Origin of the sequence: Ekhidna sp. (assembly GCF_965212185.1) — a bacterium.
In the GTDB taxonomy this organism is placed as follows: Bacteria; Bacteroidota; Bacteroidia; order Cytophagales; family Cyclobacteriaceae; genus Ekhidna.
Genome location: NZ_OZ243102.1, coordinates 3,387,853 through 3,410,396 on the forward strand (window position 1 = coordinate 3,387,853; position 22,544 = coordinate 3,410,396).

At 38.9% G+C, this 22,544-nt stretch carries 18 protein-coding genes; 5 read left to right on the forward strand and 13 right to left on the reverse strand.

Annotated features, from left to right (window positions below):
- Positions 1-129 precede the first annotated feature (129 nt).
- A complete protein-coding gene (locus ACOMC3_RS14790; protein WP_420316657.1) occupies positions 130-3,381 on the reverse strand; it encodes a VPS10 domain-containing protein in 3,252 nt (1,083 codons plus the stop codon).
- 245 nt (positions 3,382-3,626) lie between these two features.
- Here ACOMC3_RS14790 and ACOMC3_RS14795 point away from each other — a divergent pair, with 245 nt between their 5' ends.
- Positions 3,627-4,724: a fatty acid desaturase family protein gene (locus tag ACOMC3_RS14795; RefSeq protein WP_420316658.1), complete on the forward strand. Its 1,098-nt coding sequence runs from the start codon at positions 3,627-3,629 to the stop codon at positions 4,722-4,724.
- 70 nt (positions 4,725-4,794) lie between these two features.
- Here the strand turns inward: ACOMC3_RS14795 and ACOMC3_RS14800 are convergent, their stop codons facing one another.
- Complete coding sequence (locus ACOMC3_RS14800) at positions 4,795-7,722, reverse strand: CHAT domain-containing protein (protein WP_420316659.1); 2,928 nt, start codon at positions 7,720-7,722, stop codon at positions 4,795-4,797.
- Positions 7,723-7,774: 52 nt separating this feature from the next.
- On the opposite strand from ACOMC3_RS14800, the gene ACOMC3_RS14805 reads away from it, so the two are divergent.
- Positions 7,775-8,386, forward strand: coding sequence for an aminotransferase class IV (locus ACOMC3_RS14805; RefSeq protein WP_420316660.1), 612 nt, complete (start codon positions 7,775-7,777; stop codon positions 8,384-8,386).
- Here the strand turns inward: ACOMC3_RS14805 and ACOMC3_RS14810 are convergent.
- From ACOMC3_RS14810 to ACOMC3_RS14850, 9 genes are all read right to left on the reverse strand, one after another.
- Positions 8,358-9,614 (reverse strand): CHASE2 domain-containing protein, encoded by a 1,257-nt coding sequence (locus tag ACOMC3_RS14810; RefSeq protein WP_420316661.1) that lies wholly within the window; start codon positions 9,612-9,614, stop codon positions 8,358-8,360. The two genes, ACOMC3_RS14805 and ACOMC3_RS14810, sit on opposite strands and share 29 nt — an antisense overlap.
- Positions 9,615-9,670: 56 nt before the next feature.
- On the reverse strand, positions 9,671-10,690 hold the full coding sequence (locus tag ACOMC3_RS14815) for a hypothetical protein (protein WP_420316662.1): 1,020 nt from the start codon (positions 10,688-10,690) through the stop codon (positions 9,671-9,673).
- Positions 10,674-11,261 (reverse strand): hypothetical protein, encoded by a 588-nt coding sequence (locus tag ACOMC3_RS14820; RefSeq protein ID WP_420316663.1) that lies wholly within the window; start codon positions 11,259-11,261, stop codon positions 10,674-10,676. The genes ACOMC3_RS14815 and ACOMC3_RS14820 overlap by 17 nt, the downstream gene beginning before the upstream one ends.
- Positions 11,251-11,793, reverse strand: coding sequence for an RNA polymerase sigma factor (locus ACOMC3_RS14825; protein ID WP_420316664.1), 543 nt, complete (start codon positions 11,791-11,793; stop codon positions 11,251-11,253). Before ACOMC3_RS14825 ends, ACOMC3_RS14820 begins: the two co-directional genes overlap by 11 nt.
- Positions 11,794-11,986: 193 nt before the next feature.
- Positions 11,987-12,238: an ATP synthase F1 subunit epsilon gene (gene atpC, locus ACOMC3_RS14830; protein WP_420316665.1), complete on the reverse strand. Its 252-nt coding sequence runs from the start codon at positions 12,236-12,238 to the stop codon at positions 11,987-11,989.
- Between the two features lie 113 nt (positions 12,239-12,351).
- The gene (atpD, locus tag ACOMC3_RS14835; protein ID WP_420316666.1) at positions 12,352-13,860 is read right to left on the reverse strand and encodes a F0F1 ATP synthase subunit beta; all 1,509 of its coding nucleotides are present in this window, start codon (positions 13,858-13,860) and stop codon (positions 12,352-12,354) included.
- Positions 13,861-13,947: 87 nt separating this feature from the next.
- Complete coding sequence (locus ACOMC3_RS14840) at positions 13,948-15,165, reverse strand: sensor histidine kinase (protein ID WP_420316667.1); 1,218 nt, start codon at positions 15,163-15,165, stop codon at positions 13,948-13,950.
- Between the two features lie 78 nt (positions 15,166-15,243).
- Positions 15,244-16,557: an ABC transporter permease gene (locus ACOMC3_RS14845; RefSeq protein WP_420316668.1), complete on the reverse strand. Its 1,314-nt coding sequence runs from the start codon at positions 16,555-16,557 to the stop codon at positions 15,244-15,246.
- A 21-nt stretch (positions 16,558-16,578) separates the two neighbouring features.
- Positions 16,579-17,502, reverse strand: coding sequence for an ABC transporter ATP-binding protein (locus ACOMC3_RS14850; protein ID WP_420316669.1), 924 nt, complete (start codon positions 17,500-17,502; stop codon positions 16,579-16,581).
- A gap of 281 nt (positions 17,503-17,783) precedes the next feature.
- Between ACOMC3_RS14850 and ACOMC3_RS14855 the strand changes: the two genes are divergently transcribed.
- Genes ACOMC3_RS14855 through ACOMC3_RS14865 form a run of 3 tightly spaced genes read left to right on the forward strand, consistent with a single transcriptional unit; the run spans position 17,784 to position 21,244 of the window.
- Positions 17,784-18,359 (forward strand): lysophospholipid acyltransferase family protein, encoded by a 576-nt coding sequence (locus ACOMC3_RS14855; RefSeq protein ID WP_420316670.1) that lies wholly within the window; start codon positions 17,784-17,786, stop codon positions 18,357-18,359.
- Between the two features lie 12 nt (positions 18,360-18,371).
- Positions 18,372-18,659, forward strand: coding sequence for an Asp-tRNA(Asn)/Glu-tRNA(Gln) amidotransferase subunit GatC (gene gatC / locus ACOMC3_RS14860; protein ID WP_420316671.1), 288 nt, complete (start codon positions 18,372-18,374; stop codon positions 18,657-18,659).
- A 14-nt stretch (positions 18,660-18,673) separates the two neighbouring features.
- Positions 18,674-21,244, forward strand: coding sequence for a hypothetical protein (locus ACOMC3_RS14865; RefSeq protein ID WP_420316672.1), 2,571 nt, complete (start codon positions 18,674-18,676; stop codon positions 21,242-21,244).
- Positions 21,245-21,329: 85 nt separating this feature from the next.
- Here ACOMC3_RS14865 and ACOMC3_RS14870 read toward each other — a convergent pair whose 3' ends face one another.
- Complete coding sequence (locus tag ACOMC3_RS14870; protein WP_420316673.1) at positions 21,330-22,007, reverse strand: energy transducer TonB; 678 nt, start codon at positions 22,005-22,007, stop codon at positions 21,330-21,332.
- Positions 22,008-22,114: 107 nt separating this feature from the next.
- Positions 22,115-22,489 (reverse strand): glycine cleavage system protein GcvH, encoded by a 375-nt coding sequence (gene gcvH / locus ACOMC3_RS14875; protein ID WP_420316674.1) that lies wholly within the window; start codon positions 22,487-22,489, stop codon positions 22,115-22,117.
- Between the last annotated feature and the right edge of the window lie 55 nt (positions 22,490-22,544).

Consider the following 22,544-nt stretch of genomic DNA (forward strand, 5'->3'; position numbering starts at 1 on the left):
TCATTTAGAAGTACATAGACACATCGCATTAAACGATCTATCAGCTCTTTTCATCTAACTTTTAAACAAAAAAACGAAGCAATCAATTGTTAAGATTGCTTCGCTCTAGTCTTGTAGGTATTACTAAATCTACCTTCCTTCTACCCAGGAACCACCCGCCGAAACCACTCTGTCAGCAATACTTTTTGCTTTTACTGTCTGGGCTTCTAATCTAGTATTCATATCAGCCCACTGTTTTTTAATGATTCGCATGGTTTCTTGATGCGTTTCTGTTGGCCCATAGGTAGAAGTGGTAATTCCTCTATTCAGAGCAAATAAACGTGCTCCGATGGTTGGCCTATTTTTTTCTCCTACCTGATTTTTAGCCGGATTACCGTTAAAATCTGAGTCTAGTTGACCTAATTCAGCTTGCAATGCAGCAATTTCTTCCAGAATATCACTTCCCATATCCGCATGAGCAGCTGCATAGAATAGTTTATCTGCCATTTTGATTGTGTTAGACAGCTGAATACCAAGTTGGCTTACATCTCTGCTGAGATCTTCATATGCTCTCCAAAACGCAACCACTTCACTCATTGGATTGCCATCCAGCGTGCCATCATACAATGGTGCAACTTCCACATTTACCGGACCGGCGATCTGTTCAATTGAGCCTCTCTCATATTTATGCAAAGTAGCAGTGTAGGTTCCGGGAGCACACATTAGTCCATCCATATCACCAACGCCACCATCCAAAGTCATTGATCTTGTCGCTCCAACTCTTAGATTCCATGCTACACGATTGAATCCTTTTATATTGGTTCCTTTTTCACGATTAATAACGTTACCCGCCTGATCCTTAATCTCTATGAAAACAAATGGATCCATTTCGCGTGTCTCATCCTCAAGCGCATCCCAGCCAGGAAACAGAATATTTCCAGAATTACCTTTCTCAGAAGCTTGCCTTTGCTCTTCCAAGCTTTTATAGCCGTTTTTTAGATAATAGGTGAAAACGGCTCCATAATCAGGATTTGGAGCTACATATAATTGTGATCCCTGAGACCCTCTCTTGTCATCAAAACTTAAAACCGGACGTTCCACATACCACCAAGCTTTTCGTGGTTCAAATAATGAAGCATTCTCAGTGATTTGATTTGCATTGACATTTCTTAAAGCAGAATAGTCATCCAGAATGTAAAACCCTCGTCCGAAAGATGCAGCTACTAAATCATTTTCTCTTCTCTGAATAGCTAAATCTCTGAATGAAATAGTTGGAATACCTCCACTCAACTTGGTCCAGCTTTGACCTCCATCTATGGTGAAATAAACGCCAAATTCAGCTGCTACAAACATCAAGTCTTTATTTACATGATCTTGGACTATTCTCCAGATCAGATTTTTGCTTCCAAACCCATTCTCAATTCGTGTCCAGGTCCTTCCCTTATCTGTACTTTTTACCAAATATGGTTTGTAATCGCCTTCTTTATGATTATCAAGTGCGACATAAAGCGTGTTTTCATCAAATAGATCAGCTTTCACGTCATTCACATAGCATCTTGAAGGAACTCCCATGGCACTCACCTCCACCTTTCTCCAGCTCTGTCCTTCATCTTCAGTGACTTGTATCAGTCCATCATCTGTACCAATGAAAATGACTTGCTCATTTTGTGGTGAGACTGCAATAGATGTGATCGTATTGAAATTTGACATAGCACCTACATCCCATGGAGAATCCCAACTTTGAGTTCTTCCCATAATCGGTAAGGCTAAACGTTCCTGATCTCTGGTTAAATCACTGGAAAGAGCAGTCCAGCTATCTCCTCTGTTCGTGGATTTCCATAATCGCTGTGACCCATGATAAATAGTAGCAGGATCATGTGGAGATACTAAAATTGGTGCATCCCAATTGTATCTTTCGAAATCTTCATCTTCACCTGGCTGTGGCATGACATCTGTAACCTCACCCGTCTTGAGGTCAATTCTTGAGAGCGTTCCTTGCTGACGTTGGCCATACATGATGTCCGGGTTTCCTGGTTCAGTCGCCGGCTGATGACCGTCCCAGTTCAGTACCACTTGCCAATCAGCATTTCGGATGCCATGAAGGTTGTCTGTTCGTGAAGGTCCACCTTGCGTACTATTGTCTTGCGTACCACCGTAAACATTATAAAATGGCTCAGCGTCATCAACAGCTACTTTATAAAACTGAGTAATTGGAAGATTTTCCATGTATCTCCAGGTGGCTCCTAAATCAAAACTTTCATAGACTCCCCCATCAGTCCCAACCATCACATAATTTGGATCTGACATTTTGAAGGCTACCGCATGATTATCACCATGCTTTGCAGTTTCGTCCATGTTTTCAAAAGTCTTCCCTCCATCTTCTGATTTCATTAGCCTGTTATTCATCATATACAGGCGATCAAACTTGTGAGGAGAGGCATATATTTCCTGATAATAATGAGGACCTGTTGCACCAGCAACAGCATCAGACATCTTCGTCCAGCTACCACCTCTGTTATCAGATCGCCAAACACCTCCGGTAGTCCGGTTAAGCTCAATGGCCGCATATAATACATCAGGATTGATTGGAGAGATAGCCAAGCCCGTTTTTCCCCATTTTCCACCTGGTAATCCGGTTTTTAGCTGAGTCCAGCTTTCTCCTCCATCTTCACTGAGATAAAGCCGTGATTTTTCTCCACCACCCATCCAGGCAGCTATTGTTCTGTGGTGCTCCCATGTTACTGCATAAATACGATTAGGATCCCGGGGATCAATCACCATATCTGTAACTCCGGTGTACTGATCATCGCCCAGGGTTTTCTTCCATGTTTTTCCTCCATCCATTGATTTAAAGAATCCACGATCACCACCTGGACTCCAAAGTGGACCTTGTGAGGCCACATAAATGACATTTGAATTGTCAGGATGAACAATGATTTTAGAAATATGCTCGGAGTTATTGAGCCCCATATTCGACCATGAGGCTCCACCGTCAGTGCTTCGGTAAATACCGTCACCAAATCCTGCGTGTCTGCCTCCAACATTCTCTCCTGTGCCGACCCAGACCGTATAAGGGTTGCTAGGATCGATAGTTACACATCCAATGGAATAAACAGGTTGATCATCAAAAATTGGAGTGAAAGTGGTACCTGCATTAATGGTCTTCCAAACTCCTCCAGAGCCTACAGCTACATACCATACATTTTCATTGGTCGGATCGATGGCTATATCTGCAATCCTTCCTGACATAAAAGCAGGGCCAATGTTTCTAAATTTTAAATTGTTAAACAACTCAGAATCGAGTGGTTTGGTGCTTGTGTTACTTGATCTTCTTTGAGCATCAATTGAAAAAACAACTCCTATCATTAATGACAGAAGCAACAGTGAGGATAAACGCTTCATGATTTTAAGGTTTAGGTTTCTTCTAAGTTAAGTAGAAATAAAATCAAGATTTCAAGTCATCTCTATTTACGGTGTGAAATTTATGAGAGCGGTAATTGAGGGTTTAACTATCAAGTTCTCGTTGGAATTAGTCGCTTAAACGATGTATCGGATTGGGACTCAGGGAATTCTTGGGTAAATTTGCGGTTTCAAATAAACCATTCCCTATTTAGGGGTGTTTAACTGAAATTGAATCAAAGTAAATCATGATTAGGTACAAATTTGAGAATAAGCTAGACAGAGAATTTGCTGCGGCACTTCGCACGAGGGTAAACGCATATTTTCAGGATAATAAAATCCAAAGGGATGCAAATAACAAGATGATCATAAAGACCATCACTGTGTTATCCATGTATCTCGTCCCTTATTTCATTTTGATTTTATCAGGGATCACTAATCTTTGGATTCTAATGGGTCTGTGGATGTTACTGGGAATTGGGAAAGCTTTTATCGGCACCACTATCATGCACGATTCCATTCATGGCTCATACTTTAAGAATAAGTCATTGAATAATTTGATGACATTTTCAGCCACAATTGTAGGTGCGGATAAATTAATCTGGCACATTCAGCATAACGTACTACATCATACCTATACTAATATTGAAGAAACGGATGAGGATATTCTTCCGCGATTTGTCTTTAGATATTCTACCAATCAACCACATAAGTGGTTTCATAGATACCAACACATCTATGCACCCTTTTTTTACTGTGTGCCTCTTTTAGAGTGGATCACAACAAAAGACTTCATTAAAGTTTTCGATTATCGGAATATGGGATTAATCAAGAAAAAAGATTTTCCAATGGAGCTTACCAAAGTGATCTTAAGGAAAGTCTTCTACTGGGTAGTTTTCCTTGTGCTTCCTGTTATCTTAATTCCGATTCCTGCATGGATCACGATTTTGATGATCTTCGCCTCTCATTGTATTTCAGGTATTATGCTGGCTTTTATCTTTCAAACAGCTCATGTAGTTGAGCCGGCTGAATTCTTCCTTGAAGAAACAGAACATGTAAAACATAGCTGGGTAGTACATCAGCTAAAAACCACCTGCAATTATGGTATGGATGATAAAGTGCTATCCTGGTTTTTGGGAGGTTTAAATTTTCAAATAGAGCATCACCTATTCCCTGATATCTGCCACGTGCACTATCCTGCTGTTTCTAAATTAGTGCAGCAAACGGTCAAAGAGTTTGGGCTTCCATATTATGCATTTCCATCTTTTGGTGCGGCAATTACCAGTCACTTAAGACATCTGAAAGAGATGGGGAGTGCAAAAGATTTGGAAGTACAAGTGGCTTAATATCCCCTTGAGGGGATCATAGGGGTGTCAGTACACTGAATTCAAAAACATTTTAAGATTACCTGTGATGCTAATTCAACATCACAAACGCACCCCAATAATATGGTTCTGGGAATGACTCTCTAAGCGTCTTTTGTGCAGAAAAGAAAGCCTCTTCTTTGGGCTTACCTCCCATCCATTCCTTGTAGAAGTTGGTCATTAGTTGCATAGTAGCCTCATCGCTAACTTTCCACAAACTCATGATCACAGACTCAGCACCAGCTACCTGAAAGGCTCTTTGCAATCCATAGACTCCTTCACCTGATTTGATCTCACCCAATCCTGTTTCGCACGCACTAAGTACCACTAAATCTGTGTTTTTGAGATCTAGCGTAATCACCTCATAGGCAGTTAGTACTCCATTATTGGTAGTATTTACTTCATTTCCCTGGGTTGCTTCATTCATGGTTTGCTCTGCGTTTGCAAGCATCAAGCCGGAGCGAAGCAACGGATTGTCCTTCGCTTCACTTACCTCTACTCCAAATACTTTTTCTCCAGAAGCCTGACTTTCAGGAAGGAAAAAACCATGAGTGGCAACATGTAATAGTGATGGTGATTTGATCTCTTTAAACTTTTCTTCAGTCGCCTGATTCTGCATATAAATATCGGTAGCAAATCCTTTACTTCGGGTGATTTGACTTGCAGCTTCAATCTCAGCTTTGGTGCCAGGAAGTGCCGCTAATAAACCTTTTGCTCCAAAATCTGGGTAGCCAAAAAAGTTGGCTTTTTTGGAAGCAAAACCTTCTGTTTTAGACTTGACTAAATCTCGAGTACTCGTATACAGATGAAGGTCGAAAGCATCAGACACATAAGATCCATCTGGCCGCTGCAGCGCTCCAATATTTACCTGAAAATAGATACCATCAAGTGACAAATGAACATTCTCTTTGCCAGTTAACAACTCATCTACCGGTTGCCAAAACTTATCATAAGTAATACGATCCTTTGCTTTTACCTTGATCATATTGAGATAGGCCTTAGCATACTTGGTATCTAATTCCTGAGCATTGTCAATGACTACCAACTTCGGATGATTAGCATTCAAATCGGCAATAAGGAAAGCATATTTCTTCTGATCCGTAAATGTGTTTTCGAAAACAGGATACCCAATAATTTCAACAGCTGCATCCTTTGGACCTAATTTGCTTTTAACGTCAGCAAGAGTTGTTGACGGTAATTTGTTAGAATTTGCAAAAGCACTGGATAGCTTATTCAACTCCTTCTCCAACTGATTTGCTTTGCTCTCAATACTTGCAAGGTCAATTTTCTGCTCTTGTAGCTGCGACTTAGAAAATGAATAGTAAAGCAGTAAATTTTCCTTAGCTTCTACCCATTCCTGATATATTTTCTTAAGCTCATCATTATCACTTGTAAGGATCTGTTCCCTAACCTTGGAGGAAGCGCTTAATAATATGCCTTTAGTCTTCAAATGAAGATTATACATATCAGTTAGCAACGAGGGATCGGATGAACCCTGATCAACTGCATAAGCATAAAATTTCAAGATAGAAGGTCTGACTTTCGCCCAATACTGTCCCTTCTCATATTCACTCATTGCTCCAAAATACTTTTCAACAAGCTCTAGGTTTGTATCGATCACTTGCTGAAAACGCGATTTTGCTAGTGGATAATCATTAAGCTTCCATGCAACTACCGCCAAATCTTCTAAAGAACTAAGAAAGTCAGGGTGCTGCTCACCGAAAAATGAACGATACGTTTCATTCACCTCGGTTAATGTCGTAGATGCATTCACAAAATTGCCAGATGCGAGGTGGTATCTGCCCAAATTGTGCTTTGTTTTGATATAAGCAGGATGACTTGTCGAGTACTTACGTTCGAAGATATTTAACGCATCATTCAATAGTTCTTGAACCTCTGCCGGCTTCCCGGATTCCATCAATGTGGCTGCTAAAGCATTTTTCACATTCCCAACATCCGTCTGATTTTTCGCAAATCGTTTTTCTTTTAGGATTATGATATCCCTGAAAATCTGCTCTGCCTTCTCGTAATCCCCAGCACTATAAAAGATTAACCCTTGATTGATTTGAAAACTAACATTATCTCTGCCTTTTTCCCTCAATTCACCAGAGGCCATATCAATAGCGCTCTGAATGGCTGATTTTGCTTCATCATATTGACCTATCTCATTATATAACAAAGCTTTGTTACTAGAAATAATCGCATGTGAAAGAGAGCCCACACGGTCATTACTGCGGATAATCTCTTCTGCCTCATTGAAATAATTCTCTGCTTCAGTAAACCTCCCTTGGGACTGAGCGATCACTGCATGGTTATTATTTAGAGATGCTAAAGCAATACTGTTTTCTCCGATATGTTCCTTGAAATATTTGGTCGTTTGAGTGATGAAATCCTCTGATAGATTGTACTTGCCCTCAGCATGAATGACAATTGAAATGTTTGCAATTGTCTTTCCTAAAGCATATTTCTCTGGAACATTTAGCGTATCAATATCAACCAAGTCTGCAATTTCAAAGGCTGAATCTAAAAGCGCTTCAGAGTAAGACAGTTCGTTCGTCAATAGGCCCAGAGATTCAATAAAATTGAGATTAGCAGCCCATGGATTGATATAAATAGACATCTCACCGCTTCTATTCAAATCAAAAGCTTGCTCATAAATTTCTAAATCAACCGCTTCAATCCCTTCCTCTTCATCTTCATAATTTTTTGCTATGGTTAAAAGGAGACTCTCTTTGCTATCACGGTTGGCAAAAAAAGAGGCACGACTTCCCTGGGAAAAAATGTAGTTGTAATTGGATGTATCCTTAACCAGCTGCTGATTCCTAAAATCAGCCATTCGATCATCTTTATTGATTAATGACTCTGTATCCAAATCTTCCACTTGATCTTCAACTGCTTCCTTGAGTTTTTTGAAAAAGTTTTGAGAGTAGGTAATCCAGCTAAAGCATACTAAGCAAATAAGTAATAGGAATCTTCTCATTAGTGTTAGGAATATTTTAATATAAAGTTAGAATTTTGCCAGGAGAGAAAAAATGAGATTCATAGAAAGTATTCTTTTAAAAGATGGCCAGTACATCAACCTTGATCTTCATCAGCAAAGAATTGATGAAGTTTTCAAGGTGCATGCTTCTATGGATTTAGCTCACAATTTGAAAAATGTACTTCCTAATATTCAATTAGAGGGAATCTACAAGGTTCGAATGGTTTACGATCTTGATTCAGAAGATGCTGAGTATGACATTGAATATGCTGTCTATCACCCAAGAAAAATCGAAAAATTGGAAGTGATGCCTTCAAATCCTTTTGATTATGCTTTTAAATATGAAGACCGTAATCACATCAATAGACTAGTGTCACAAAGTGGTGCCGATGATATTTTGATTGCAATTTACAATCAAATCACGGATGGATCTTACTTCAATGTGGCGTTTTGGGATGGAACGAACTGGTATACCCCGTCCACATACTTGCTAAATGGCGTCAGAAGACAGCAACTGCTAAGTGACAAAAAAATCATCGAAACAAAAATTAGCGTTGAGGACATTAAACATTATCAAAAAGTAAGTTTGATCAACGCAATGATGGATCTTGGAGAAATCGAACTGCCAATATCTGCTATTGATACTCCCAGAAGCGACGATTAACTCTGAACACTTCCTTTCTTCTTTCTTTTGAGAAAAGATTTTTAACGACACCATGATAGACCTCCAGTGAATCTCCAGAAAGAGCTATTACGATCATTGCTAACGTGAAATCTGCCTTATAATTAAAGACTAATAACAAATAGATCATCAAAGTAGCCAATACCATCACCTCAAAAAGTTGAAAGAGCTTGGTTATTCCATCATACCACCTGGGCATAGCTCCGTAAACAATCTTGAAAAGGAATACATTGAATAGGCAAAATAGAATGCCTAAAACAATTTCTGTTCGATCAGACATTTGATCGATTGGATCATCATCCAGTATTTGAGAAATTATGTTTGCGTGAATCACGCCTCCAAACATGTCGTTTTTTGCCTTTCCTACATAGTTTTCATTCATCGGGGTGAAATAGAAATCCTCAGTTGTTTCAGTATCTCCAAGGTATTGTCCCATAAAGCACATGATCACAATTTTGTCCTCAAACAAATCAGGTGCGAAATTCTCATCAAATATGTCGTAGACATCCAAAGCAAAGTATTTCATGCCGTATTGAGCTGATGAGAAGCTCATTATATTTCCTTTGTAGTTAATTACTTCGATATCATTATCTCTTTTAAGAAATTCTTCTGTTGCCACTGAATCATACGCGTAAGCAAGACGCACAGGGAATGCATACCTGGTGTCATTTCCAACTACTTCGTCTGGAGTAAACTCCCGGCACATTTTTAAGTCTTCCTGTGTTCTGGCATCCGTTATGAGGTTGACATAGCCAAGCTTAGCTTCTTGTACAATGTGATCCTCAGGCTTTATCGTCATAGCAAATTGACCAGTCTCCTCTTCCAACCCAACCAACTTTTCACCAATGACTATATTAGGAGTCTCAGAAAGTACGCGTGTTAATGCACTATCTTCTGGCCATTCTTTAGGTGCATCTAGCATGACATCAAGGCCGATGATTGCCGGGTTGTATTTATTTATAATTTCAATTTGTCTGGCTATCCCTTCACGGTTCAGCGTTCCGATATTGACCATCACAATTCGCTCATCTGCTATTGGGTCATCTTGTAATTGCGAAAAAACTATGTCTGTCAGCTCAAAGTCTGAAAACATCTCACCTATTGGGTCGAATGCATCAAAGATTTTTAAAAAAGTAAGCGAAGCAAATGCTCCCATTATTCCGAAAATGAAAAGGGAGCATAAGATGGTGTCTGTGATGAATCGTTTCATCCACTAAAAATAGTTGATTCAATTCATGCATGAAATCCCCAGATTGGGGTATTTCATTAGAATGTCAACCCAAATCTGAGTGCAGGAAACGCTTTTTTGAAGCCATCGGTGAAAATTATTTCAGGAGATAAATTCGTTTTAGAAGATTTCCGATTGTATATGGTCATTTTAAAAGTGTCTCCTTTATAGAAATCTCCATTCTGGTTGATCAGATACCCAAAACCAATTCCGTATTCTTTTTCTGTAGACGTATTGATTGCAAAATATCCTGATAGAAACCCATTCAAATCAACATCAAACTCCTTTTCCTCATTTCTCGAAACAAAATAATGCTGTGTATAAAGTAACCCGAATTTGGTTGACGGCTTTCCTAAACGATTCGTAAATCGAAAGGAAACATCGTAACTGATATCCGGAACAAAGCGATCGGCATAATAGCCCAGACCAACGCCGACACTCAGTTCAATAAAATCAACGGGATTATCAGTAGTAATTTTATCAATGTTAAAGTTTCCATATTTAGACTGACCTTCTGCTTGATAAAGGGACCTTTTATAAATGAATTCTTCTTTGTTCGATTCTATTTCCTTCCAAAGGGATTCCAGATTTTGATTCTTAAAGTGCTCAAGTTGTGAAAGATCATCAACAAAAAATGATATGGAAACTTTGGGTAAAATGATCTGAAATTCAAATCTGTCCGATAATTGTTGTCGAATACCTTCTTTTCCTATCACGAAAAGATCAGCTTTCGAAAGAAGGGGCGTCACCGTTATTCTTGCCTCCTCAATTTCTTCATCCTTATACTGAATATATCTAACCTCCACCCCTTCATCGTGCTGTGATTCCTTCACTGAAGATTCCATTACATTTAAAATAGAAAGCCACAACTCATTGGTTAAGTACTGCTCGTCATTGCTCATTTTATCGAAAGCAAATAACATCTCTCTTTTCTCATCCGTCACAATTTTCAATGTGTCAGGATACTTTATTCCATCATTTTTCTGGGCAAAAACGATAGATACAGGAAGTAGTATCAAGATTGCTATGATAAACTTTAGGTTATTCATTCTTTTCATAGAGCTTAATTTTTAGTGCTTGATAATTGACTGGTACATCATTTGGAGAGTTTTTCCATTGAGCTCTAATGGTCACTTTTCTTCCATTTTCAATTGTTGGCGATTCCAGACTCGCCTGTATGATTGAAATATCTTTTTGGTTAAATACTACTAGATCTTTTCGTTCCTCTTTGAATTTCATGGGCTTTTCAATGAGATCAGGAATTTTAATTTCTGCTATCTGCAGATTGGTATGTTTTCTTAGTTGAGGAGTGATAATTGGAACAATATGATCACTACCATCAATCACTTGTTCGACATAATCCTGATGTTCTGTTTCAACGGTAGACCCTAATACTGCAACTCCTTCCTCAGTATTCCCTATGTATGCTTGACTGGTTTCGTTTAATATTTTCACTGGCAACAAAGTCAAAAGAAGTAGAGAGGCTGCAACTAGCCACCAATATGCTGGTCTATTCTTTTGCTCTAACCGTACACTTAATTGAGACCAGATTTTATCCTCATCAAAGTCAAACCCAAGTTCTTGCTTAGTAAGCATGTCTAGTTTCTCAGTAATTTGATTAAGAGCCATATCCTTGATCTTTATTGTCCAACATTTCTCGCAAGAGTTTCTTTGCCTTAAATAGCTGAGATTTCGAAGTGCCAACTGAGATTCCCAATTTGTCTCCAATCTCCTGGTGATTGAAGCCTTCTACTTCGTACAGATTAAAAACTGTTCGATAACCCACCGGTATGCTTCTAATCACTTTCAGCAAATCCGATGCTTCTAATGAGCCAAGGGGTGATACGTCAATCTCCTTATCCAGGTCTTCGTTAATGGCAAGTAATTGGATATCCTTGTCCTTACGAAGCTTCATTAATGCTTCATTGATCATAATCCGCTTTACCCAACCATAAAATGCATGTTCATTTTCATACTTAAATCCTTTTAGATTTTTAAATACTTTGTAAAAGGCCTCCAATAGCACATCTTCTGCATCTTCAATACTTTTCATATACCGAATACACACCCCCATCATAGGAGTATTTAATCGCTGATAAAGAATCTGTTGTGCCTTACGGTCTCCAGATTTACATTTATCTATTAGGTCTTTGGTATTCAAAAGAAGCATTTGTTTGTAGAATGCGGTTTTTGATAGAATGGTTGTCTGAAGTTAAAAAACTACTGATATCTTAAGATCAATCTAGATCATCCAAGTAGATTATTCTTTTTCGAAGGTTTAAAGGTTGTTAAACAAAAAAGCCATCCTGACAAAATCGTCAGAATGGCTTTTAATAAGATTTAGTTATTTCAGCTTACTCGCTAAATATTTTTTCTACCAATACATTCACTTTGTTATTCATAACTTCTACAACTCCACCTTCTACCAACAAATGAATCTCTTCTTTCTTCTCAGGCTTATAGCGAATATCCCCTTTTCCTAGTGTTGAAACCATTGCGGCATGGTTATTCAAAATCTGAAAAGACCCATCACTGCCTGGAAAGGAAGCACTTACCACTTCGCCTTCAAATACTTTTTCGTCTGGTGTTACTATTTCTAGAAACATAATTTTATTTATTTCCTCCCCCTAACCCCCTCCTAAGGGGGATAAAAATTTATACATGAGATGAACTGTTGGTGGAAATCAATTCGTCTCAATTATTTCCTGCCACGTAGTGGCTAGGCGCTTGCTTCAGCCATTAGTTTTTCACCTTTCTCAATGGCTTGATCAATCGTACCCACAAGGTTAAATGCTGCTTCTGGTAGGTGATCAAGCTCACCATCCATAATCATATTAAACCCTTTGATGGTATCCTTGATATCTACAAGTACTCCTTGAAGTCCGGTAAACTGCTCTGCTACGTGGAAAGGCTGAGATAAGAATCTCTGTACCCTTCTTGCTCTGTGTACCACTTCCTTATCTTCATCAGAAAGTTCATCCATTCCAAGAATGGCAATGATATCCTGAAGTTCTTTGTATCTCTGAAGAATCTCTTTTACTCGCTGTGCACAATCATAGTGCTCATCGCCAAGGATATCTGCACTCAAGATTCTTGAAGTTGAATCCAATGGATCCACCGCTGGATAAATACCTAACTCAGCAATTTTTCTTGAAAGTACAGTTGTTGCATCCAAGTGAGAGAAGGTTGTCGCTGGAGCAGGGTCAGTCAAGTCATCCGCAGGTACGTAAACCGCCTGTACGGAAGTAATTGAACCTCTCTTTGTTGATGTAATTCTTTCCTGCATCAGACCCATCTCCGTAGCTAGCGTTGGCTGGTAACCTACTGCAGAAGGCATACGACCTAGAAGTGCAGATACCTCTGATCCAGCCTGAGTAAATCGGAAAATGTTATCTACGAAGAAAAGAATGTCTTTACCTTTTCCTTCACCATCACCATCTCTGTAGTGCTCAGCAACTGTCAATCCTGAAAGTGCTACTCTCGCTCTTGCACCAGGAGGTTCGTTCATCTGACCGAATACAAATGTTGCCTTAGAGCCTTTAAGTTTTTCTTTATCTACTTTAGACAGGTCCCATCCTCCTGCTTCCATTGATTTTTTGAATTCTTCGCCGTAATCAACGATTCCAGCTTCGATCATCTCTCGAAGAAGGTCATTTCCTTCCCTTGTTCTTTCTCCTACTCCTGCAAAAACAGACAAACCACCGTGTCCTTTTGCAATGTTGTTAATCAACTCCTGGATCAATACGGTTTTACCAACACCCGCACCACCGAATAGACCAATTTTACCTCCTTTTGCATAAGGCTCAATCAAGTCAATTACTTTAATACCTGTAAAAAGTACTTCTGTGGAGGTAGAAAGATCTTCGAAAGCAGGTGCATGTCTGTGAATCGGTAGACCATTGCTGTTGTCCACTTGCTCCATTCCATCAATTGCCTCACCTACTACATTGAATAGTCGACCTCTGATCGCTTCTCCTGTAGGCATTTTGATTGGTGCACCAAGGTCGATTACCTCAGTTCCTCGTTGAAGACCGTCAGTTCCTTCCATCGCAATGGTTCTCACTGCTTCCTCACCCAAGTGCTGCTGCACTTCCAAAATCACCTCTGTTCCGTCCGGACGAGTCACTTTTAGTGCGTCCATAATTCTTGGAAGTTTTGATCCCTCAGCGCTAAAGCTTACGTCTACTACCGGACCAATAACCTGGGTTACTTTACCTGTATTTGCCATTATTTCTTGTGGTTATATTAATGGGGTTGTTTGAAATTTGGTGCGAAATTAAGGGAAAAAACAATAAGGAAAAAGGGATTTCTACCTTCATCCATTCAGGTAAATTCTAAAAGTTGTGCCTTTATTGATCTCTGAGTGTTTTACAAAAATTTTTCCCTTATGATAATGCTCAATTATTCGCTGTGCAAGCGTTAATCCAAGCCCCCAGCCACGCTTTTTAGTGGTAAACCCTGGTCGAAAAACATTCTTGATTTTTGTTTTAGGAATTCCTTTACCTGTATCCTGAACATCTACGGCCACCCGTCCCTCATTTGCTCTCAAAATGCTGATATGAATAGCCCCTTTTCCTTCCATTGCATCAGCGGCATTCTTACACAGATTTTCTATCACCCAAGCAAACAACGATTGATTAAGCTTCGCCTCAATGTCCCGACTTGGAAAGGCGCTGACAGTAATCATAATTTTGGTAGAAAGTCTCTTCTGTAAGTAGATGACAATCTCATCGATAATATCGGCCAGGTTTAGCATTGAAAGCTGAGGTTCACTACCAATACTTGAAAAACGATCGGTTATAACCTTTAGCCGATCTACATCTTTATCAAATTCCAAAAGTGCATCAATTTGATCCGGATACAGGTCTTTGAAATATTCTGACCAAGCCATCATAGAAGAAAGAGGTGTTCCTAATTGATGTGCAGTCTCTTTTGCCAAACCAACCCACACACGATCCTGTTCTACTCTTTTGATGTAATTCAAGATCATGAAGATTACTATCCCAAACAATCCAATAATAGAAAGCTGTATGTAAGGGTAGTATCGTAGTTGATTTAGAAGGAATGAGTTTTTATAAAAGATGTATTTGTATCCATAAATGCGATCCTGATCATCTTTCAAAGTAACCTCAATCGGTGGATGCGCTGCTTTCATTTCTTCCACCTCTTTTTTTAAAAACCCCATTCTGTCATCATCTTCTGGGATTTTATCGGCTTTACTTAAATTTCGATAATCTTCTGGGTTTTCATTTTCGTCTGTTAGGATCACAGGAATGGAATGATTCGCCGCAACTATTTCATCAAGAATCAGGAAAAAGTTGACATTTTCACTTTCGTTCGCTAAAAATTCCAATGAACTGGCATAAATCTCTATTTGCCGTTGCTCTCGATCTCTGATCTGTTCAACAAGGCTGTTTGTGTAAAGAATTGATCCAAAACTGATAGCAATAGCAAACCCCACTACAAGCCACTTTAAGTGTGGTCGTAGTGGGGCTAATGTGTTGCTTGTCGCTTCTTTAAATTTTTGCTTCAATTCAGATATCCTTTATTCTGTACTGACAAATTAATGCTTTCATCAGTATTAAAAATAACGAGGAATCTGAGATCTATTTTAATTCTTTTGCATGAGCCACTTGGCAAGCACCTTATAATTCACCTTAGCTCCATGCATTAAGATGCCAATTCGATAGATTCTTCCGGCTAACCAGAGCGTGAAAATAAAGCCTCCAACCAATAGAACCATACTTAATGCAATTTCCCATGCAGGCACACCAAATCCAATTCTTCCCATCATTACAATAGGTGAAGTAAGTGGAATGATCGATAGCCAGAAACTAACCGTTCCGTGAGGATCAGGAAAAACGAACATCATTAATCCCAACAAAGCGACAATGATAGGCATCATGATAGGCATCATGAACTGCTGTGCATCCGCTGGAGTATCAACTGCAGATCCCACCGCTGCGAATAAAGCTCCGTATAGGAGATATCCGCCCAGGAAGTAGAACACAAATAATAGCACAATTTTAGTGATGGGAATGTCATTGACAATTGTCATCATCTCCTGTACCTTTTGGTTGCTTTGAAGAGCGTCTGCATTGTCTACGCCTTGCATCATTTGAGCGGTCTCTACCGGATCCATGCTTAACCCGAATGCAGCCATTGCTGTAAATGAGATAACGCTAATCAAAACCATCCAGATAAGGAACTGAAAAACGCCAACCGAAGCTACACCGACCACCTTACCAATCATCATATGAAATGGCCGTACCGTAGACACGATGACTTCAACAATTTTACTATTCTTTTCTTCGATAACTCCTTGCATGACCTGAGCACCATACGCAAACAAGAAGATATAGATGAGGAACCCCATTACATACCCTATTCCAAAGGTCACACCCGAATCACTCTTTTTCTCATCTCCAGTTTCGCTGAGATTAAAAGACTCAATTTGAACGTAAGTTTTAAGTTCCTCCAACTGCTCTTCATTAAGACCGGACCTAGTCAACTTTACATCTCTTATTTGCGCTTCAATCTTATTCTCAAATCCATCAACCAAATTGACGCCTGGAGAGGTGTGTGCATAAAATTTTATTCCTTCAGGCTTATCGATATCAAACTTTGGGATATAGATTAAGGCAAAGTCCTCTGACTTACTAAATCTTGCTTTAGCGGAATCAAGAGGTCCTTCAACCAGTCGATAATCGTAACTTTCCGTATCCTCGAAACTCAAAATAGAACTCTCATCCAGAACATGTACTACTTCGAGCTCCTTATTCTTCTCATTTTGGATGGCTAAATACACCATTCCACCAATAATAGCAGGGAATAATATCGGAACTAGAATTGTAGCGAGCAAGAAGGATTTCTTCTTTACTCTGCTCATGAATTCACGCTGTATTACTAAAAATATCTTATTCATTACTTGATTTTTTATAGGTGATTAGGCTTCAACTAGGTCTGGGTTCTCTTTAACTAAAGAGATGAAAATGTCATTCATACTTGGAATGCGCTCAACAAAAGAGTGAATCTCCACCTGACCAATCAATGACTTTAATAACTCATTGGGATTGCCATCCGCTTTAAACTGGATAAGAGAACGTTTCAAACCTCTTCCAATATCTTCTGTATCCACAACTTCAAAGCCATCCCCATTTTTCAACATTCCTTCCTTGTATTCAACATAGTACGTCCCATCTCTGAATTGCTCCTTAATTTCAATTTTAGGCCCATCTAGAATTTTTTCAGACTTGTTGATCATGGCAACATGATCACAAAGCTGCTCCACTGACTCCATTCTGTGAGTGGAGAAAATGATGGTTGCCCCCTTTTCTCGTAGCTCAAGTATCTCATCCTTGATAAGGTTTGCATTGACAGGATCAAATCCAGAAAATGGCTCATCCAAAATGATTAACTGAGGCTCATGCATGACAGTGGCAACAAATTGTATTTTCTGCGCCATTCCCTTAGAAAGATCTTCTACTTTCTTACCCCACCAATCAATGATATTTAGTTTTTGACACCAAGCTTTCGCTCGTTTTGAAGATTCCTTCATTGAAAGCCCTCTTAACTGACCCAGATAAACCAGTTGTTCGCCAACCTTCATTTTTTTGTATAGCCCTCGCTCCTCTGGTAGATATCCGATGTTTCGAATATGCTCAAGATTAAGAGGGGAGCCATCAAATAAAATGGAGCCTTGATCTGCTTCAATAATCTGATTGATAATTCGTATTAGTGTGGTTTTTCCAGCGCCATTGGGTCCAAGTAACCCAAAAATTGTTTTCTCTGGAATTTCCATGCTAACGTTGGACAATGCCTGATGCGCGCTATAGGTTTTACTTACGTTTTCTACTTTTAATAGACTCACAGTGATTTCGGTTTTATGATCATTAGTGCACGAAAGTATCAAAAAATTACACAGTCATCATTTTTTTTCTACTGACTGGATTTTGGGGCTAATTTAGTGGCTCATTTGTGCACCTAACCGGCAGTATGTTTCTAAGGCGTTTGTATTCATTATGGGCCATTTTTTCTATGGTCTTCTTCTTTGCTCTTTTAATCATACCATTACTATTGATGGTCCCGATTCGCTCTCTTCACAAGGTGGCACTGAAGATCAATTACATATGGGCACGATGTTTCCTGAAAATGGCTTTTATACCTGTGGAACAGGAGTTTCAATTTAAAATTGATAAGTCTCAACAATATATTCTTTGCGCTAATCATTTCTCATATTTGGACATCCCAATACTTGGCCTCTTTCCATTACCATTCAAATTTGTGGGTAAAAGTTCTTTGACCAGAATACCAATGTTCGGATATATGTATCGGACCTTGCATATTACTGTCAACAGATCAAGTTACCGTAGCAGGGCAAAAAGTTTAATTAAAGCTCGTGAAGCTGTTGATAAAGGATTCAATCTTGGTTTTTTCCCAGAGGGAGGAATACGTCTTAAAGAATATCCAAAAATGGTAGACTTTAAAGATGGAGCATTTAAGCTGGCAGTGGAAAACAATATTCCCATTGTTCCGGTAACACTTCCTGATAATTACCTGATTCTCCCCGACGATGATATGTTTAATATCCATCGAAGAAAGTGTCGGATTGTATATCATAAACCCATTTGGCCAAATGGCACTGAGGATGCTCATGCAAAGCAACTCCGAGAGGAAGTTTTTCGTGTCATTCAATCAGAGCTAGACAAGTCATCAGCCATGCACTAATTTTACCCATACATGAAGATCACAAAAGAAATCTTATATAAGACTGCTCATCTGGCACGTTTGAATGTTGATGAAAGTAAACAAGATCAAATGGTTAATGACCTACAGAAAATGGTTGACTGGGTTGATAAATTAAAAGAAGTAGATACAGAGGGGGTTGAGCCACTTACAGGTATGTCTTTTGAGAAGGACCAACTACGGGAGGATAAAATACAAGAGCATCTTTCAAATGCTCGTGTATTCAAAAATGCTCCAAAACACGATTCAACCTATTTTAGAGTTCCTAAAGTGATTAAATAATCTTGAGTAATTCGATGAGAAAAATCTTAACAGGTTTATTCATTTCCTGTTTACTAACCATGCTATGGTCTTACCAAGCAGGTTATAGCACGAGTATTAACTGGGAAGTAACTACCACTGGTGAGGTGATTGAGTTTCCTGCCTGGTCATTTGAATCCGATCTAATCACTCATGAAATATCCGGAGAGAAATACCTGTTAAGTGAAAATTATTCCGGAAGTGAGATCAAAAGAAATTTAAACGTTGACCAGGCATTTTTAGGACTGATGTGGTTAGGGCTTTGCATAACTCTGGCAGCCAGTACATACTTGAAAAGATATGCGTTTTTTGTAGTTGCTGCATTGTTTGCTTTATTTCTTAATAGACTTAACCTATTTGAAATTGGGCTTTTCGGTATCCAGTCCAAAATGGTTGTCCTTATTCCATTCGTTGCTTTCCTGGCTCCTATGATCATCTTTCACGAATACAAAAAGTCAGTACCTCTTTTTTGGAGGATCATTGTATTTGCAGCTGTAAGTGGATTGATGCTTTTAGGTGTTGAGCAAATGGCCCTCTTCTCAGATCATGTCATTGCTCATTCTCTATTTGGATTTACCATTTGCGGATTAATCTTCCTATTTATCATCTCTGAAGAGATCATTTTTTCAATCCTCTATGTGGTCTCATCAGGTAAAGGTGGTAGGAGTAACCACATTCATTTCCTGATGCTTTCGCTCATTTATCTAGGCAACTTGATCCTTTACTATCTTAACAAATCCGGACTGTATGATAACAGTTTCTTTTTCTTTGATCCATTTATTCTTCTTACAATCTCATGTCTGATTTCATTGTGGAGCATTAAATACAAGTCAAGTCTTATAAGCAAGCACTTGAATGGTGACATCCTTTTTTTATTGACATTCAGTTTGTCTATTGTGACCCTACTTTTCCTCGCACATCAAATGATTCGAGGCAATGATGCCGTTTATCAGGCCTTTCATTATTTCATCCTGTACTTCCACATCGGATTTGGGGTAATGTTCTTCTTCTACATCGTAGGCAATTTCATTGACCCGCTGATTAAGGGATTCGAGATTCATAAAATTGTTTACAAGGAGAGGAATTTTCCATACTCAAGCGCACGACTCGGAGGAATTTTTACTGTTTTAGCATTCTATTTTCTTGCTGGACAGGAACCATACAACTTGCTTAGATCCGGATATTATGTTTACCTCGCACAAGAAGCAAAAACGGAGGGAAACTCTCTGCTGTCAAAGGAATACATGCTTCAGGCAAGTTATTTAGGTTATAACACACATTATTCAAATTACTCCCTTGGCTGGCAGGAATTGAAAAAAGGAGCTGAATTTCCTTCAAAAACATATTTCTACAATGCATCTCAGAGATTCCCATCGCCATTTGCACTAATTAACTATGGGAACTTAGATTCTGAAATAAATCCAAACAAAGTACAAGCGATCTATGAAGAAGCATTAAGAAAGATTTCAAGTGGTGAGATCGAGAATAATTTGGGTGTTATTCATCTTGAAAAAGATGAAATTGAAAAGGCACTAAACTATTTTGACAATGCGACTCAAGCTGATGACTGGAATGATGCTCCATTGATCAACAAATGGAACGTTCTTTATAAACTAAACGCCATTGATTCTACAAGCATTCAAAATGATTATTCCAAAGGAAATCTTGGTGTGATGAGTAACATCCTTTCTATCCAAAATACCAGCGAAGAATTAGCATTTCAGTATGATCAAATTGCATCTGCAGGGCTGCTACACAGACAAGCATACCTCCTAAATTCACTTTACCTATTTGACCATGATTCATTAGCGTCATTTGTAAAAAGAGAGATCGAACAATCTACCGATGCTACGGCTAACTCCAGACTCAGGAAAGCCTTGGCAATTCATTATTACAACAAAGGCGATGTGAATGATGCCTTTTTGGTTCTTGATTATTTGCAAGCTAACGCTCATCAGTTTTATAAAGGTGAATACCTAGACGCTTTGGGCAAACTGGCCTTACATCAAAACGCCAATCAACTAGCACTTGAATATTTTGACAGGGCACTGGAATTAAAGTTTAAAGAAGCCATTTACGGGAAAATTGAAGCGCTTGGAAGACTTGGAAGAGAAAGCGAAGTACCTAACCTACTGTTAGCACAACTTAAAAAGAATCCTGAGCTCACCAATGAAGTAAATACATTACTGGACCGATTAGATTATTACAAGATTCCAGAGCTTGAGAAATCAGCCATTCCAACTCTTGATACTCTATCAGAGGTGCAACTGGTGCAACTGGGAAGAAAAAATGCTTTCCATGAAGATCAAGTAATTGCCGTAGTTGATGAATTGGATAAGAGAGAAGCTTCTGGTGGCTATGAACTATTAGTTGATGCTACTGAAATCAATCCTTTCAGCAGTGCATTATTAAAAAAATATGCAATGGTAGCTTTGGACTGGAACTTAGTTGAGTATTCAGATCAGGCATTAGAAAAACTTATCGATTTATTAGGTGATGAAGATTTTGCAGCCTTCAAAGCGAAGTATGAATTAAGGAAAAAAGAAATAGAAGCTGAAACGTGGTAATCTTTTCACTTTGATGAAAAAAGTCTTGACCATAAAAAAAGCCTCTTGTTAACAAGAGGCTTTCATTTTATATCCTAATTCTATCTTAGTTTGCAAACTTGAATAGAATATTCTGAATCATCTTTTGACGAACTGGCTTACCTCGTTGTTTACCTGGCTTCCATTTCGGAGAGTTCTTAAGTACTCTCACTGCTTCTTCATCGCATCCAGCTCCAATTCCTTTTACCACGTGAATGTCAGTTAATCTTCCATCTCGTTCCACAACAAACTGAACGAATACTCGGCCTTCAATGCCCATTCGCTGTGCTTGTCTTGGATACTTAAGCTCCTTCTGTAGATACTCGTAGAAGGCGGTAATACCACCAGGGAATGATGCAGACTCTTCAACAATTGTGAAAATCTCATCTACGTTTTCATCCTCTGGAGCTTCTTCGAATACAATTTCTTCTACAACCGTCTCCTCAGTTACCTCAACGTCCAATTCAACTTCGATCTCTTCCTCGATTTCCTCTTCATCAGGAACCTCAATGATCTCTGGTACTTGAACTTTTGGAGGTGGGGGAGGTGGTTGCTCGGTTGGTGGAATATCGATAATGTCTTCAAAATCATCGTCAACATTACCTAAGTCCATAAGACCGGTATCATCGTATGTCCTCCACTCGAAAGCGACAATTATTAAAAATAAACTAGCTGCCATTCCAATATTCAGGAACAAGCCTGACTGTCTGGAAAGGTCAATTTTTGGATTTTTTTTCGGTTCCATATTCCTTCTTTTGTGAAGTTGAACATCAAATATATGCCCTTCAATTTTTATATACCAAAAGGACGATGGTATTTCATCAAATCAAGCAAAAAACATTCCAATATTTCCTAACCTCCTACTTCTGCCTTATAATCTTCGGCAGAAATCAGGTGATCTCCTTTGTCAGAAATTTTGATCTTTATCATCCACCCATCTCCATATGGATCTGAATTTACCACTTCCGGATTAGACTCAAGCGCTTCGTTTACCTCAATCACTTCACCCGAGACCGGCATAAATAGATCTGAGACTGTTTTAACTGCCTCGACCGTACCGAAAACATCTCCCGTATTCAGAGATTCTCCCTCGGTTTCAATTTCAACATAAACGATATCACCTAATTCACCTTGAGCAAAATCAGTTACTCCTACTGTAGCAACATCTCCATCTATCTTTACCCACTCGTGATCTTTGGTATAATGTAAATCTGAAGGAATATTCATTTTTATAATGGATTTAATAACGGGCGTCAAAAATACCATTTTGAATTGAACTGAG